Source organism: Pseudomonas sp. HN2-3 (assembly GCF_020691745.1).
GTDB classification, from domain to species: domain Bacteria; phylum Pseudomonadota; class Gammaproteobacteria; order Pseudomonadales; family Pseudomonadaceae; genus Aquipseudomonas; species Aquipseudomonas capeferrum.
The window spans coordinates 2301546-2317995 of record NZ_CP085704.1 but is presented as its reverse complement, the minus strand read 5'-3'; the positions used below and the strand labels follow the sequence as shown (position 1 = coordinate 2317995).

Genomic DNA, 16450 nt, shown 5'->3' with positions numbered 1-16450 from the left:
ACAGGTTACCTTGGCGTAACGGCAGGCGACTGATTGGCCCGTCACCGACTGTGACTTAGCCATCACCGACCCTCAGGTTCAAGCCCGTGCACCCATGCACGTCACTGGCCGCGCAGGTCCTCGAAGAAGGCCTGCCGGCCATCCACCTGGCCCGACGCCCGGGGCGCCGCTGGCGCTTCGCTGTTGGCCGCTTCCACATGCCAATAGCAGTGCCTGACCGCACGCGTGACCGCCACGTAGGCCAGCCGCTGGACCTCTTCCTTCTGCGCCGTATCGAATGCCTGGGCATCACCGGGCTTACCAAGGCCGGCCAAGCGATACACCTGGTTCTTGTAGGGCGAACTGGTCAGGTATTGGCAGTCGCCGAGCATGAACACCGCATCGGCCTGCAAGCCTTTGGCGCTGTGATAAGTCAGCTGCCGCAGCCGACGCTGCTCGGCGGGCAATCCAGCCTCGGCGTGCAGCACCGCTTGCAGGTGTTCGTTCATCACGGCTTTATCGCTACCCTTGCGGTACAGCATCATCACCGACTCGCCACGTTGATAATGCTCGATCAGGGTCTCGCCCAGCGCCGCCTCATCACGGTCGAACACCTTGACCGGCGAGCCCGGCAACTCGGCTGCAGGCCCACTGGCCCGGGCCTTCTTGCCGGTGATCGCCGGGGTGCCCTTGACCAGGAACTCGGCAGCGTCGATCACCTGCTGCTGGCAGCGGTAGTTCTCGACCATCATCACCCGGGTGTTGGCCGGCGACACGAATGCCTTGGTGAACTCCATGAAGTACTTCGGCGAACTGCCGCGCCAGCCATAGATCGATTGCCAGTCGTCCCCCACACACAACAGCGAGGAATGCTGGGCATTACGACCGGTGTGCATCGACGGCCCGCGCCGGCGGATCTCGGCAAGGCTGGCACGCAGCCAGCTGACGATCTGCGGCGAAACGTCCTGGAACTCGTCGATCATCAGGTGCGCCAGCGGCCTGAGCAAGGGGTCAGGCAGCAGTTGCAGGTTTTCCGGGTTGTTCTCGCCAAACAGGGCGAACATGCGGTTGTAGCTCATCACCGGTGGCGACTGGCTCAGCAGATGTGCCTCCAGGGCTTTCCAGTACAAGGCCAACGCTTCGAAGAACAGGCCGTCGCTGTCGCCTGCCGGGAAGCTCATCGCCGCCACGGCACTGTTCACGTCAAGGCCCAGGTTTTCGATGAAGTTGGCGGCGCCAACAAAGGCGTCGAGCAGCGGTGCCGGGGCCAGTTCACCCTTGACCTTGTATTCGAAGCCGGGGCCGGCCACCGCATCACCGGCCAGGGACGCAGCCAAACGCCGGGCGGCTGCATAGTTGTCCAGCCAGATCAGGGGCATGTCGCAGAACGCCTGCAACAGGGTGCGCTTGACCGCCCACTCGGCACGCACCGCCAGCTTGGCGCCGGGGCGCTGGTACTGCGCGCTCTCTGCGGGGTCGAAGCCCAGCACCACCCAGGCACCCTGCCCCTGCAGGCGGCCATGCACATGGAAGCGGCTGCCGCGGATTTCGAGCGTGTCGCGGCACGGCTCGATGCCCTTGATCGGCCAGGCACCTGCAGCGAACCACAGGTCCTCGATCACATCGCACAGCTCTTCGTCGCGCTGGGCGGCCAACTGCGTCACCTGCGCACGCTTTTGCACATCGGGGTGGTTGGGGTCCAGCGGCTTGAGCTGCAACGCCTCGCTGCGCAACAGGCCAACAAGCTCGGCGAAACGCGGGTTCTCGCCCAGCAAGGTGCTGTAGCAGAGGTTGAGCTGCTGGCGTTGCGCATCGTTCAGGCGCAGGTCGAACGGGTTGCTCTCGGCCTCGGCCTCACGGCCGGCCGGCATCTCGTTGCCCAGCGTCTCGAACGCACGCACCTGGCCAAAGCCTGGCAGGCTGCGTACCAGCGGCAAGATGCGCGAATGGAAGGTGCGCACCAGCTCACGGGCAAGCGCGGGCTGCAGGTCGATCTGCCACAAGGCGAACACCTGCAACAGGCGCTTGATGAAGTCTTTGCGCGACTCGCGGGTGAAGGTGACCACGGTCATCGCATCCAGCTCGTAGCCCAGGTAATGGCGCAGCAGCAGAATCCGCAGTACCAGCGAGGTCGACTTGCCCGCCCCGGCCCCGGCCACCACACAGGTGGAGGGGGTGTCGCTGAAAATCAGCTTCCACTGCGCCGCACTGGGTTGCGCTTCGGCCGGCAGGCGCTGCGCCACATCAGCCTTGAAGCGCTTTTTCAGTTCGGCGGTCAACGGCAGGCGCCAGTCGTCGAAAAGATTGTTGTCCTGGCCGGGCACGGCGGCGGTATCGGGGCGGGTATCGCGAATGACCAGCACCTGTCGCCCCGCCTCGTAGCCTTCTACCCGCCCGCGCTCGAAGCCTTCACGCACACCGTCCTCATGGCCACTGCGCTGCCCCGTGGCATGGCCGAGGAACCAGGAGTCGCGATGCTGGGCTTGCAGGCGGGTCAAGCCTCGGCCCAGCAGGCGGGCGGCTAGGCGGCGAAACCAGGGTAACTGGGCAGGTGGGGTCAGGTCGGCAGGCGCCTGGGGATGCTCGTGGGCCACGGTCACTCCGATGGAAAACAAATCAGCGTGCCATGTTCGCCGCATCCACCAAAAATCACCAGCGAATGCTTGCAGATCAGTGGATTAGGCGATGAAACGGATAAAACACCACACCCAGAGCAATCAATTTAATCGATTATAATTAGCCGATATTTACGCTTATTTTCGATCTTTCTTTGACGCATCATGGCCCCATTCCACCCATTCAAGGAGCACGACCATGCTGCAACTGCGACCCTTCGAAAGCCTCGGCCACGCCAACCACGGCTGGCTCGATGCCCATCACCATTTCTCGTTTGCCGAGTACTACGACCCCGCCCGTATGCACTGGGGCAACCTGCGAGTCTGGAACGACGACCTGATTGCGGCTGGCAGCGGTTTCCCGTCGCACCCGCACCGGGACATGGAAATCATCACCTATGTCCGTGAAGGCGCGATCACCCACCAGGACAGCCTGGGTAACAAAGGCCGTACCGAAGCGGGTGATGTGCAGGTAATGAGTGCAGGCTCCGGCATCGTCCATAGCGAGTACAACCTGGAGGACGTCGATACGCGCATCTTCCAGATCTGGGTGGTGCCTGAGCGGGTGGGCGATGCGCCGACCTGGGGCAGCCGGCCCTTCCCTAAAGGAGAACGTGGCGAAGGCTTCGTGACCCTGGCCAGTGGGCGTGCAGGTGACGAAGACAGTTTGCAGATTCGTACCGATGCACGGTTGGTGGCTGCGACGTTGCAGGCGGGGGAAAGCGCCGAGTACCGCTTTGATGCCGGGCGCCGTGGTTATCTGGTGCCGGCCAAGGGGGTGGTGGAGGTCAACGGCGTGCGCGTCAAGGCACGTGATGGGCTGGCCATCGAGCAAGAAGCAGTGTTGCGGGTTACGGCCATCGAAGACAGCGAGATCGTGCTGGTGGATGTTGCCTGAGTATCTGGGGCTGCGAAGCGGCCCCAAAATTGCTCCTCAACACAATCACCGCAGGGGCATTGGCGCCAAACGCCAGCCTGCACTAGCGTTGTGCTATCCAGCCAACCCCCTGCCGTTGATGCGGAGCAAACACCCAACATGCCGGAAATGCGCCCGAACCCGACGCAGAACCTGGAATATCGCGCCGAGCGCCCGATCTTTCACGCCTTTGTGGAGCAAGCAAAGCACTCGCCCGATGCCACCGCCATCATCGCCCACGACGCCACCTGCAGCTACGGCCAGCTAGACCGCATCAGCCAGGGCATTGCCACGTACCTGCTGGAAAACGGCGCCAATGGCAGCGATCGGCTGGTAATCGTCGCCAGCCGTGGTGCCGCGCTGGTTTATGCCATGCTCGGCGCCTTGCGCGCCGGCCTGACCTTCACCGTGGCCGACGCCGCTTACCCTGCTGCGCGCATTGCGCAGATCATCCACACCCTCGAACCAGCCTTTGTCTTGCGCTGTGGCGATACCCAGGTCGAGCCAAGCCTTGCCCGCACCGTCAACGTGCCACCCTGCCCCGACCAAGCACTGCAACACTTCGCCAGCAAGCAGTCGCCCCTGCCTGAGGTTAGCCCCGCGCAGCCGGCCTATATCACCTTCACCTCAGGCAGCACTGGCGAACCGAAGGGCATCGTCACCCACCACGCGCCCCTGGTGCATTTCATCGACTGGCATGTGCAGCAGCAGGGTTTTACCCGGGGCGACTGTTTTTCCCTGCTCTCGGGCCTGGGCCACGACCCGGTCTACCGGGACGTGTTCACGCCGTTGTCGATCGGCGCAACGGTCCTCTGCCCGGCCCAGGCCACCCTGACCGACCCGTCGCGCCTGGCCGCCTGGATACACCACCACGGCCTGTCGGTCATCCACCTGACCCCGCCCCTGGGCAAGCTCATCGAAACCGGCGCGCGCATGAACGGGCAGGTGTTCGAGCGCCTGCGCTACCTGTTCTGGGGCGGCGATGCACTCAGCCCTACGCTGTACCAGCAGGTGCGCGCGATTGCGCCCAACGCCAGCAGTGTGAATTTCTACGGCACCACCGAAACGCCGCAGGCCATGGCGTACCACCCACTCGACCCGGGCGCCGATAACAGCCGCATCCCTTTGGGTAAAGGCATAGACGGCGCGCAGCTGTTGATCATCGATGAAGCCAACCGCCTGGTCGAAGCGGGCGAAGTCGGGGAAATCCTGATCCGCAGCCCTTACCTGTCGCTAGGCTATTGGGGTGACCCGGCACTGACCGCAGAAAAGTTCGTGGCCAACCCCTTCACCGGCGCCCAGGCCGACCGCTGCTACCGCACTGGCGACCTCGGCACTTACCTGGCCGATGGCAGCGCCAGCTTCCTGGGGCGCGGCGACAGCCAGGTGAAAATTCGTGGCCACCGCATCGAACTGGCGGAAATCGAAAATGCCCTGTGCCAGCATCCACGCATCAAACAGTGCGTGGTGCTGGCCAACCACGACAACGCGACGGTCAGGCTGGTTGCCTATTGCGTTGCCGAGCAACCCGTAGGCACCGCTGAACTGCGCCAAGCCATGGCGGGCATGCTGCCCGACTACATGGTGCCGGCGATGTTCCTGTTGGTGCCCGGCATCCCCCTCACACCCAACGGCAAGGTCGACAAACGCGCCTTGCCAGCGGCGTTCGACGGCAGCGACACCCTCGACAACGCGGCCACGCAGCCACTGTCACCGCTCGCCCTGAAACTGACCGACGCCTGGTCACAGATCCTGCAGGCCTCGCGCATCGATGCCCGGCTCAGCTTCGTGGAGCTCGGCGGCGATTCATTGTCGTTCGTGCGCGCGTCGATGGTGCTGGAAGAACTGATCGGCCACCTGCCGGATCGCTGGGAAATGATCCCGGTCCAGGACCTGGCCGAACTGGCCGAGCAGCGCAGCAAGGCCTCGAAGTGGTCGATGCGGGTCATGGAGGTGCCGGTTTTCCTGCGGATGATCGCCATCATCCTGATTGTGGTTGGCCACCTGGAGGTGTTTTCCGAATGGCGGATCGCAGGCGAAACGTCAGTGCTGTTCCTGATCTCTGGCATCAGCCTGGCCAGGTTCCAGTTCAAGGCCATCGACGAGCGCGGTGACGCCCGTATGCTGGTCAAGTCGGTGGCAGCCATCGCGGTGCCGACCATTGCCTATACGGTGTTGGTTCAGGCGGTGTTCGACCAGGTGCATTGGCAATCGCTGCTGTTGATCTCCAACTGGTTCCCCCCCGACAAGGTCGGCATCTTCGCCTACTGGTACATCGAAGTGCTGGTGCAGATGATCCTGGTCATTGGCCTTGTGTTGTCGTTCAAACGCGTGCGCAAGGCGATCCTTGCCAACCCGTTCCGCTGGCTGACCATGGCCGCCTGCGCGCTGGTGGTGGCGGATCTGCTGCTCAGCCATTTCGTCTTCGACGCCACGGCCCTGCTCAACCGCGTGCCCCAGCATTACCTGGCGGTGATGGTGCTGGGCATGGCGATTCACTACGCCGACTCGACGCTGCGCAAAGGCGTCGCCAGTGCAGTGGCGGTACTGCTGATTGCCGAGCTGGACCTGGTGGCCATTGCCGGCATCGGCTGGCAAGCGTTTGCCAGTTACTTCGATATTGCCCTGCCGGCGATGCTCGCCTTGATCTGGTTCCGCGCTGTGCCCGTGCCGGGCGTGGTTGCCAGGGCGGGGGCGATGATCGCGTCGTCGACCTTGTTCATCTACCTGACGCACTTCCAGTTCCAGTCGCTGGCGCGCCACATCTACGATCAGCCGTTGTTCGCGGTGGCCCTGGCGCTTGTCGGTGGCGTAGTGCTGAGCTACTGCTGGAACACCCTGCTGCGCAGCGTACTGACACGCTGGCACGTGAGCAGGAAGGCGCGCGCAGCGCAGGCCTTGGAACGCGTGACTTCCTCTTGAACAAGGCAATGCCCGCCCGCTGGTGATTGCCAAGCCTGAAACAGTTTGCATAAAATGCGAACCATTAACATTTGCAACTCTTTTCAGGCGGCATGGATGAGCACCCCGGACGTAGCCCTCAATTCCCAGGTCAGCCAGCTCTACCGTGCGCAGAGCAAATGGCTGCACGGCTGGCTGACACCCCGGGTCAACTGTACCCACCTGGCCGCGGACTTGGTCCAGGACGTGTTCGTTCGCGTGATGACGGCCGCCGATGCGGCGGCCAAGCTCGAAGCGGTCCGTGAACCCAAGGGCTACCTGGCCACGATCGCCCGTCGCCTGATGATCGACCACCTGCGCCGGGTGCACCTGGAGCGGGCCTGGCTGCAGGTACTGGCAGAGCAACCCGAAGCGTTGGATATCTCGGCCGAACAACGCTTGTCGCTGCTGCAAACGTTGTTCGAGCTCGATGCGATGCTGGCAGCGCTTGGCGCCAATGTGCGGGAGGCATTCTTGCTGTCGCAGGTCGATGGCATGCCGTACAAACGCATCGCCGCCCAGTTGGGCGTCTCTGAAGTGACGGTGCGCCGCTACATTGCCAAAGCGGCGGAACACTGCATGATCTACAGCCTGACCCACGGCCAGTGAGCATGGCTTTGAGTGCCGAGCAGCGCACAGCCCTGCGTCAGGCCGCGCATTGGTACAGCCAGCTCAACAGCGGTGAAGTGCAGCCCAGCGACCATAGCGCCTGGCAGTCATGGCTGAACGCTGCGCCCGCCAATGCCTGGGCCTGGCAGCAGGCCGAGCGTTTGCAGACCCGCATGAGCGCAACCCCTGCCCCGGCCACCAGCCGTGTACTGTCGCTGGCGGCGCATGGCCGCCACGCCACCCGCCGCCGCGTGGTCAAGGCCGGGCTGGTACTGCTGGGTGGCAGTGCACTGGGCTTGGGTAGCTATCGCGAAATGCAGTATTCACCGTTGCTGGCTGATGTACGCAGTGGCGTGGGTGAACAGCGTTCACTGACCCTGAAAAACGGCAGCACGCTGCTGCTCAACAGTGCCTCGGCAGTTGATATCGATGACACCCGCGAACAGCCGCATGTGCGGCTGCGCCAGGGCGAGATCATGGTCGAGGTGCCAGAGCAGCAACGCTGCAGCGTGGTGACCCGGCACGGCAGCATCGCGGCTGGCCACAGCCGCTTTTGCGTGCGGCTGTTCGATGACGCCAGCAAGCTCGATGTGCTTGGCCAGCAGGCACGTGTGACGCTTGCCTCGGGCCAGGCCATGGAGGTGCACGGCGGCCAGAGCTGCCAGTTCGATGGCAAGGGCTTTTCGGCTGTGCAGACGCTGGCCAACGCCGCAGACGCCTGGAGCAGAGGCTTGCTGATCGTCAATGACCAACGCCTGGACACCTTCGTCACCGAGGTTTCACGGTACCGGCCAGGTTGGCTGCACTGCGCGCCGTCGGTTGCTGGCCTGCGCATCAGCGGCACCTATCGGCTCGATGATACCGAGCAGATCTTGCGGGCACTGGCTACCTCCTTGCCGGTGCAGGTGCAGCGTCGCACGCGTTTCTGGGTGACGATTACTGCGGCTTAAGTGGTATTTTGGGGCACCTCAACATTTCGCTCTCCCCCAAAAAAAACCACCATGCCTGATCACTTTCGCGCGGCTCATCCGACTCATAGGTAACCCCAGCTGTGGCTGCCTCTTTACCTTTCCGAGACCTCGACGATGACCTGCCGCTTCACTCTCAGGCCCTTCAGCGCGCCAGACCTGCGCACCTGCCTGCTGTTGACTGCTTTGCTCGGTGGGCCGGGCGCAGCCTGCGCCGCGCAAGCGCATGACTACCACCTGCCGCAAGGGGACCTGGGCGCAACATTGACCCAGTTCGCTGCAGAGTCCGGCATTGTGCTGTCGTTCGACACCCAGTGGACGCGCGGTAAACGCTCGCCGGCCTTGAATGGCCAGTACCCGGTCGACCAGGCCCTGCAGATTCTGCTCAGCGGCACAGGCTTGCAGGCCGTCAAGGAAAGCGACGGCCGCTACTCGCTGCTGCTCACCACCCACCAGGGTGACGTGGTGGAACTGGCCCCCAGCCGCATCGACGGCCAAGGCCTGGGCAACATCACCGAAGGCACTGGCAGCTACACCACCGGTGGCTCGACCACCGCGACCAAGCTACCGCTGACCCTGCGCGAGACGCCCCAGTCTGTCAGCGTGATAACCCGCCAGGCCATCGACGACCACGGCTCGCAAGACATCGGCGAAGTGCTGCGCAACACCCCCGGGGTTTCGGTGCAGGCGTATGACAGCGAGCGCATGGAGTATTCCGCGCGCGGCTTTGCCATCACCAACTACCAGTACGATGGCGTCAACACCATCTATGACGGCGTCTACGACGAGGGCGCGACCCATGTCGACATGGCCGCCTACGACCGCGTGGAAGTCATCAAGGGCGCAACCGGGCTGATGACCGGCTCCGGCGACCCCTCCGCCACGGTCAACCTGATCCGCAAGAAGCCTACCCACGACTTCAAGGCCTCGATCACCGCCAGCGCTGGCTCCTGGGACAACTACCGCACCGAAGGTGACATTTCCGGCCCGCTCAATGCCAGCGGCAGCGTGCGCGGCCGTTTCGTCGGCGCCTACCAGGATCGCAAGTCGTACCTGGATCACTACAAACAGAAGAAGGACGTCTACTACGGCATTCTCGAAGCCGACCTGACGCCCGACACGCTGCTCACCTTCGGCATCGACAACCAGACCACCACCCCGCGCGGCTCCTCCTGGACCGGTAACCCGACGTACTTCTCCGACGGCAGCCGCACCGACTTCTCGCGCTCGCACAACCCCGGGGCCGACTGGAGCCGCCGCGACTTCCAGTCCACCACCTACTTCGGCTCGCTGGAGCAGGCGCTGGCCAACGACTGGAAGGTCAAGCTCAGCCTCAACCACATGATCAGCGACCATGACACCCGTCTGGCATCAGCCAGTGGTGGCAACCCCGACGCCACGACCGGCGAAGGCATGTTCTTCTATTGGGGGCGCTGGGAAGGGCATCGTGTGCAGAACACCGCAGACCTGAGTGTGTCGGGGCCCTTCACCCTGTTCGGCCGTCAGAATGAGCTGGTCGCAGGCTTCATGACCTCGCATTCGCGCCTGACCGGCGACACCTACGACGGCAGTGCCTTCGCCCAAGTACCGGGCTCGATCTTCGACTGGAACGGCAAGGTTGCGGAACAGGACTTCCCGAAGAACGGCGACTACACCACCACCCAGAGCCAGAACGGCGCTTACGTGGCCACACGCCTGAAGCCGACCGACAACCTCTCGGTGATCCTCGGCACCCGGGTCAGTACCTTCAAGTACAACGACGACCAGGACTACTACCCGACCTCGCCCCTGGATGACACCCACGCCAGCTACAAGCAGCACGGCGTCGTCACCCCTTACGCCGGCGTGGTCTATGACCTGGATGACACGTACTCGGTGTACGCCAGCTACACCTCGATCTACCAGCCGCAAGTCTACAAGGACGTCAGCGGCGCCACCCTCGACCCGGTGGAAGGCGATGGTTATGAGGCAGGCCTCAAAGCGGCCTATTTCGATGGCAGGCTGAACGCCACGCTGGCGTTCTTCCGTATCGAACAAGACAACGTCGCCTCTTCGGTGGGCACCAACCCGGTCACCAACGAGGGCATCTACACCGCCATCGACGGTGCCACCACCCAGGGCGTCGAACTGGAACTGGCAGGCGAACTGGCCCCGGGCTGGAACATCACCGCCGGTTACACCTACGCCCGTACGCGCGACGCTGACGACAACCGCCTGTTCGGCTTCCCGCTGGCGACCACCAAGCCTGAGCATGTGGCGCGGCTGTTCAACACCTACCGGTTGCCCGGCGTATTGGACCGCATCACCGTCGGCGGTGGGCTGCGTTGGCAGAGTGGGTTCTACGGCAGCATCTACAGCCCGGCCGCCAACGACTACACACGCATCAAGCAAGGCGGTTACACCCTGGTGGACCTGATGACCCGCTACCAGTACAGCGAGCACCTGAGCTTCACGGTCAATGCCAACAACGTGTTCGACAAGGTGTACCTGACCGGGCTTGGCAACTTCGGCACCACCTACTATGGCGAGCCACGCAACCTGATGGTCACCACCCGCTGGGACTTCTGAGCAAGCCCCCACCTGCAGCGCCCCTCATGAATCAATGGCTACGCATTGATCCATGAGGGGCGCTGCAGGGGCGGCCAGATCGGGCTAGCTGGCCTGTACGATGATCTGGCTCTGCAGGTCCCTGACCATCGCCTCGATGGCCGGCTTCATGGCGGCAAAATCTTCAGGTGAGCAGACCACATCCGGGCGGCTGAACTTGAAATGCCGCTCGATCACTACGGCATTGCCCTCCTGGGCATACTGCGCGCTGTACTCAACGTTGGCGTCCTGCAGACGCACTTGTTTGGGGATCGCCAGCACACTGACCTCAGGCGGGAATTCGAAGCGCGACTTTTCCACGGTGTCATTGGAAATGCACACGAAGCGCTGGCTGCGTTCCTTCTCCATGGCAAAGCTGTAGACGTTCTGTGAGATCCCCCCCGCCAGGCTGCTCAAAGCCACCATGCCCACAGGCCCTGGCAGGTTGACGAGGTTTTCCGTGCGCCCATCGACGGCGCTGACAAAGTCGCCATTGGCGTTGCTCGGGCGCACCTCGAAGGTACCGCTGCCACGCTGCCCATAGGCACCGAGTACCTTTTCGACGAGCAGGTCGCGGTCCGCCGGTTTCATCGATTTCACACCGTAGCGGCTGACCTCGCTGGCCCAGCCTTGCACGGTCGCGACGTGGGTGAAGTCTGCGCCACCATCGCCCTTGACCTTGAACTGCAAGTCACTGGAAACCTTGTTGAGCTGGATGGCCGGGGTTCGCCCGAACTCACCCGTCGCGGTCAGCAGCACCCGCTTGTTCAACACGGCCAACGGCAGGTAGCCTGCGGCGATCGACGGGTCGGTGGAGTCCAGGTACAGGTCCAGGCTCGGCACATAGGTGATCACATGGTTCAACACCCCCAGCGCGGGCACCTTGGGGAACACGTAGGCGTTGCCCAGGTTGATCAGGGCCGGCGTGCTTTTGATCCCCGCCGCCGTCAGCAGCGCCTCAAGCAGGGCAACATGGTCCTTGCAGTCACCGTAACGGTTGTCCAGCACGGTTTGCGCCGCGTGCGGCACTACCCCGCCAGCGCCGACATACACGGCGACATAACGGATGTTTTCACGCACCCAGTCACTGAGCGTCAGTGCCTTTTCCCGCGTGGTGGGCAAATGGGCCGTGAGGCGTTGCGCCAGTTCGCGGATCGGTGCCGTAACCTCGACCTTGGCGCGTGCCTGGTAGGCCTGGGCGAACGCTTTGAAATCGGTGAATGTCGACACCGCCAGGTAGTGCCCGTAGTCCAGGTAGGACACCGCACTCGCCTCGATCCGCGCACGGTCCGCCGGCACGTAATCCCAGCGATAGACCTTGCGCCCTGGCTCAGCCGCCGGCAGCGACGCCTTGAAGTTGCGCGCATCAGCCTGCAGGGGCAGGCCCTCAGGCATGTCATAGATGAGCGTGAACTGCCCGACCGGGTGGAATTCCGGCACGGTGATGTCTTCGAACTGGCCAGGGAACAGCGGCGTGAAGCGGTTGCGCTGATAACGCAGCACCAGACGGTCCCCCACCGCAACCTCAGGGAAGATGATCACCTTGTTGACGCTGTCCTGAAACATCGGCGCCTGCGCGGATGCCTGCTCCTGCTGCTCCTTGATGTGCGCGGCGTCCACCATCACCTTGCGCCCATCGGGCTTTTGCGTGTACGCCTCGATCACATCCAGGGTTTCCAGCGACCGGTTGTAACTCACCGGGCGCTGGGCACTGGCCTTGATCGCGCGCTCCTCGTTGATCAACAGCACACTGTCGACATCCAGACGATTACTGCCATCCATCTGCACCACGAAGGTCTGCTCGACCTTTTCCAGGGTCGCGGAGTGGTCGGTGCCGTCGGTGAAGGCGTGCGCCAGGGCGCACCAATTCATGGCAACCGGCAGCAGCACAGCCACAAGGTAAGACTTTTTCAGCATGGAGTTCCTTCTCGATCCAGGTGTATCAAAGTTGCCATCAATCGACAATGATACTCATTGACGAATGCCGATGGCAAAATGATAGCACCGCTAGCGCCTTTTGCCCTCACCCGTGCAGCGAGGCCAGCACTTCAGCAGCGGTCGTCACTTGGCCAAAGTGATGCTTCCACAGGTCGATGCCCAACTGGCCGGACCTGTCCAGCGATGACCCTACCGTCATGTCGGTCACCAGCGTAGGCGCCAGCCCTGCATCGAACAGGGCGAAGCCAGCGGCAAGCACGCAGGTTTCGGTTTGCATGCCACACACCAGTACCCGCTCCACGCCCAGCTGCTTGATGTACTCGAGGGTTTCGACGGTCTGCCCGTAGCCATGCTTGACGAACACCTGGTCCGCCTCGATCAGGCTCTCGTCCTCGGCCGCCGGGTGCCAGCCAAGCTGGCGCTGAAACGGCGTGATCTGCTCATCGTGCAGCTCGACCGAGGCGACGGTCGGGATGTTCGCCGACAACCGCCGCAAACCGTCTACCAACCATTCGGGCGGGCTGAAGGTGGATTGAACATCGACGATAAGCAAAACCTGGCGCATAGGGCTCTCCGGCCACGGGCAAAAGGCGCCAAGTATAACGTGGCGCCCGTGCTGGGGTTTGTTGATAGCACGGGCGCTCTACCCTCATCGAGGCTACCGACGATGCGCCCTGCATCGTATACGGTGCATTTTTCTGAAAACTGCCTTATATGCATCGTATTTGATTCATAAGAACCTGCAGTTTTTACATCGCGCACGCACGCGTAGAGGTGAACAAAAATGGACTTGCGATCAACCATACGACTCGCCCAGCCCGAGGACGTCGAGGCGCTTTTTGCGCTGGACGCGATCGCTCGGGGTGATCGGCAACGGCAAACATTCATTGCACACGCAGTCACCTGCGGCCAGTGCTGGGTGGCCGCAGACGCGCACGATACATCGCAGCTGACAGGGTATGGCGTGCTCAACGATACCTTCTTCGATCAACCGTTCATTGCGCTGGTCGTGGTGAAGGAATCGGCACGCCGCCGCGGTATCGCGGCGGCCATCATGCGCGCACTGGAGTCGCAGTGCCGGGGTGGCAAGCTGTTCACGTCAACCAATGCTTCAAATGCGCCGATGCAGGGTGTGCTGGCTCAACTCGGCTTCATCAGGAGTGGGCAGATCGACAACCTGGATGACGGTGATCCAGAGCTCATCTTTGTCAAATTCCTCTCCTGAAATCGCGCCGGTCACCAATCGTAGGTCATCTCCACCGAGGCCACGCGCTCCTGGCCATAGTAGCAACCGAACGCATAGTTGCAGTCCGACACGTACTCGCGGTCGAAGATGTTCTGCACGTTCACGCTGGCCTGCAGGCCGCGCAGGCTTGGGTCGAGTTTGCCCATGTCGTAGCTGACGGTGGCGTCGTACACCGCATACGCCGGTACGTCGAACGAGTTGGACGAATCACCCGGTTTGCGGCCGGTATAGCGTGCGCCTGCGCCGAATGTCAGGCCATTGAGCATGGCCTGGGTGAAGTGGTAATCCACCCACAGCGAGGCCGAAACCGGCGCTTGCGATTCGCTGCGGTTACCCTGGTCGCCATAGTTGCTCTTGGTATAGAACGAGTCGATGTAGGTTGCAGCGGCCAGCACATCGATATTGTCGAGGGTGGACTTGAGCTCCAGTTCAATGCCGCGCGAACGCACCTCGCCATCCTGCGCCTGGTACTGGGGGTTGTCGTCGTCCTGGGTAAGCACATTCTTCTGCGTGACCTGGAACACCGAGGCGGTCAGCAATGTGCCCTCGGCCGGCTGGTACTTCACCCCCACTTCGTACTGTTCACCCTCGGTCGGTTCAAACGACTTGCCCGCGGAGTCCGTGCCCAGCGTCGGCAAGAACGACTGCGAATAGCTGACGTAAGGCGCCAGACCAAACTCGGTGACGTAGGTCAGGCCGATACGGCCGGTGAACTTGTTGTCACGCTGTGAGGCGATGCTCTTGGCCAGCAGGTCCTTGTTGTCGATTTCGGCCCAGTCCTGGCGGCCGCCCACGGTCAGGATCCACTGGTCCAGCTTGATCTGGTCCTGCACGTATACACCGGTCTGGCGAACCGTGTTGTCCCATTGGGTGTCCAGCACCGGGGTCACGCTGCTGGTGTCGTAGTTGTTCTTGCCATACAGGTCGACCGGCAACACGTTGTAGGCGTTGTAGCCATCGTATTTGCGCGAGAAGTGGCGGTAGTCCACACCCGCGAGCGTGGTGTGCTGCAGCGCGCCGGTGTTGAACTTGTATTCCAGGTTGTTATCGAGGGTGTAGGCGATATTGTGCTGGCGCCAGTCGAGCTTGACCCGGTTGGCCCGGGTGTAATCGACACTGTCGCCGTCCGAGACGAAGCTGCGCAGGTAGAACCCTTTGTAGCGATCCCGCACATCGGTGTAACGCGCCGTCGAACGCACGGCCAGGTCATCGCTGAAGCGGTGAGTGAAGTCATAGCCGAAGATGTACTGGTTGCGCTTGTAATCGTTGTAGTGCGAGTCGCCCGAGAAGAAGTCGCGGTCGATGTGCTGGCCCGTCGGGCCACGCTTGAGCGAGCCGATCATCGGCAGCGACTGGTAGTCGGCAGCGCCATCGTCACGCTGCACCTGCGCCAGCACGGTGAAGGAGGTGTCCTCGTTCGGCGACCAGGTCAGGCTGGGTGCCAGCAGCAGGCGTTCGCTATGGGCGTGGGCCACCTGTTCGTTGCCCTTGTTGGCAACACCGACCAGGCGATAGGTAAACTCGCCCTGCTCATCCAAGGGGCCGCTGGTGTCGAAAGCACCGTTGGCGCGGTTGTAGCTGCCGGCGCCCAGCTTGACCTGGCTACGCTGTTCGCGGGTCGGGCGCTTGGAAACCATGTTGATCAGCCCGCCCGGCTGGTTTTGCCCATAGAGCACCGACGAGGGGCCTTTGAGCACCTCGATGCGCTCCAGGGTGTAGGGGTCGATCTGCGGTGCACCGCCCAGGCTGCCGGCATACGGCACGTATGCGCCGTCCAGGTACAGCGGGGTCGGGGCAAAGCCACGGCTGGTGATTTCGTCGGCAATGGTGTTGCGGTCGGTGAAGCCGCCCGTGGCCAGCCCCGGCGTGTAGCGCAGTGCCTGGGTCAGGTTGCGTGCGCCCTGGGCCTGCACCTGGTCGGCGGTGATCACGTTGATGGCCTGGGGTATTTCCAGGATCGGTGTATCGGTCTTGGTGCCTGTCGCACTGCGGGTGGCGACATAGCCGTTTACCGGGCCATAGGCCGATTCCACGGCGGTGCCGGTAATGCTGGTGCTGTCCAGTTGCAGCGTCGAGGCATCGCCGACCATGGGCAGCAGCGAGTAGCTGCCATTGGCCTGGCGCAGCACCTGCAATTTGCTGCCCACGAGCAGTTGGCGCAGGCCGGCCTCGGCACTGTAGCGGCCATGCAGGCCCGGCGAGCTCAGCGATTGGACGTAGGACGGCTCGAAGGAGACCGTCACCCCTGCCGCTGCCGCGAACTGGGTGAGCGCCGAGCCCAGCGGGCCGGCCGGGATGTCGAACGCGGCATCGGCGCGGGCCTGGGCGACGGCGGGCTGGGCAATCATCACCGCAGCCAGCGGGGTCGCCAGGGTGATGCTGAACAGTGCGCGATGGACTGAGCGGGCCAGTGCGGTTTTGGCGGCGTTGATGAGGATGACGGGGGTGCGAGTGTCTGTGGGGAGCATGGTATTCCTTTCGCCCTGCGGCAGTTTTTTATGGCGTCAGAGGCGCCTCTACTTACAAGTCGAATGAGAATCGGAATCGGTAACCCCCCTTATGTAAAAAAGGGCGCGTTTATGGAATGGGGCTTGGCTGCGATTTTCTGGTTGGGAGATGGGTAAAGGTGACCCTGTGTTTGCCACGGCATTTT

Annotated in this window: 10 protein-coding genes; 6 read left to right on the top strand and 4 right to left on the bottom strand. The window is 62.9% G+C overall.

Going from position 1 to position 16450, the window contains the following annotated elements; all coding sequences use genetic code 11:
- Positions 1-101 precede the first annotated feature (101 nt).
- Complete coding sequence (locus LJX93_RS10615) at positions 102-2618, bottom strand: UvrD-helicase domain-containing protein (protein WP_227697159.1); 2517 nt, start codon at positions 2616-2618, stop codon at positions 102-104.
- Positions 2619-2793: 175 nt separating this feature from the next.
- Between LJX93_RS10615 and LJX93_RS10610 the strand changes: the two genes are divergently transcribed.
- The 5 genes from LJX93_RS10610 to LJX93_RS10590 all read left to right on the top strand — a co-directional run bounded on the left by LJX93_RS10610 (position 2794) and on the right by LJX93_RS10590 (position 10595).
- Positions 2794-3492 (top strand): pirin family protein, encoded by a 699-nt coding sequence (locus LJX93_RS10610; RefSeq protein ID WP_033697268.1) that lies wholly within the window; start codon positions 2794-2796, stop codon positions 3490-3492.
- 138 nt (positions 3493-3630) lie between these two features.
- Positions 3631-6432, top strand: a complete 2802-nt coding sequence (locus LJX93_RS10605; RefSeq protein WP_227697158.1) for an amino acid adenylation domain-containing protein — start codon at positions 3631-3633, stop codon at positions 6430-6432.
- A gap of 96 nt (positions 6433-6528) precedes the next feature.
- Positions 6529-7059 (top strand): sigma-70 family RNA polymerase sigma factor, encoded by a 531-nt coding sequence (locus tag LJX93_RS10600; protein WP_033697263.1) that lies wholly within the window; start codon positions 6529-6531, stop codon positions 7057-7059.
- A gap of 2 nt (positions 7060-7061) precedes the next feature.
- The gene (locus LJX93_RS10595; protein WP_095065214.1) at positions 7062-8009 is read left to right on the top strand and encodes a FecR domain-containing protein; all 948 of its coding nucleotides are present in this window, start codon (positions 7062-7064) and stop codon (positions 8007-8009) included.
- 135 nt (positions 8010-8144) lie between these two features.
- Positions 8145-10595 carry a TonB-dependent siderophore receptor gene (locus LJX93_RS10590; protein WP_033697259.1) on the top strand — a complete coding sequence of 817 codons (2451 nt, stop codon included), beginning with the start codon at positions 8145-8147 and terminating at the stop codon, positions 10593-10595.
- Positions 10596-10679: 84 nt separating this feature from the next.
- Here the strand turns inward: LJX93_RS10590 and LJX93_RS10585 are convergent, their stop codons facing one another.
- A complete protein-coding gene (locus LJX93_RS10585; protein WP_156311462.1) occupies positions 10680-12530 on the bottom strand; it encodes a DUF3857 domain-containing transglutaminase family protein in 1851 nt (616 codons plus the stop codon).
- A 106-nt stretch (positions 12531-12636) separates the two neighbouring features.
- Entirely contained in the window at positions 12637-13116 is a 480-nt protein-coding gene (locus LJX93_RS10580; protein ID WP_033697255.1) for an isochorismatase family protein, read from the bottom strand.
- Between the two features lie 219 nt (positions 13117-13335).
- On the opposite strand from LJX93_RS10580, the gene LJX93_RS10575 reads away from it, so the two are divergent.
- Entirely contained in the window at positions 13336-13776 is a 441-nt protein-coding gene (locus LJX93_RS10575) for a GNAT family N-acetyltransferase (protein ID WP_033697253.1), read from the top strand.
- Between the two features lie 11 nt (positions 13777-13787).
- Here the strand turns inward: LJX93_RS10575 and LJX93_RS10570 are convergent, their stop codons facing one another.
- A complete protein-coding gene (locus LJX93_RS10570; protein ID WP_081874701.1) occupies positions 13788-16265 on the bottom strand; it encodes a TonB-dependent siderophore receptor in 2478 nt (825 codons plus the stop codon).
- Between the last annotated feature and the right edge of the window lie 185 nt (positions 16266-16450).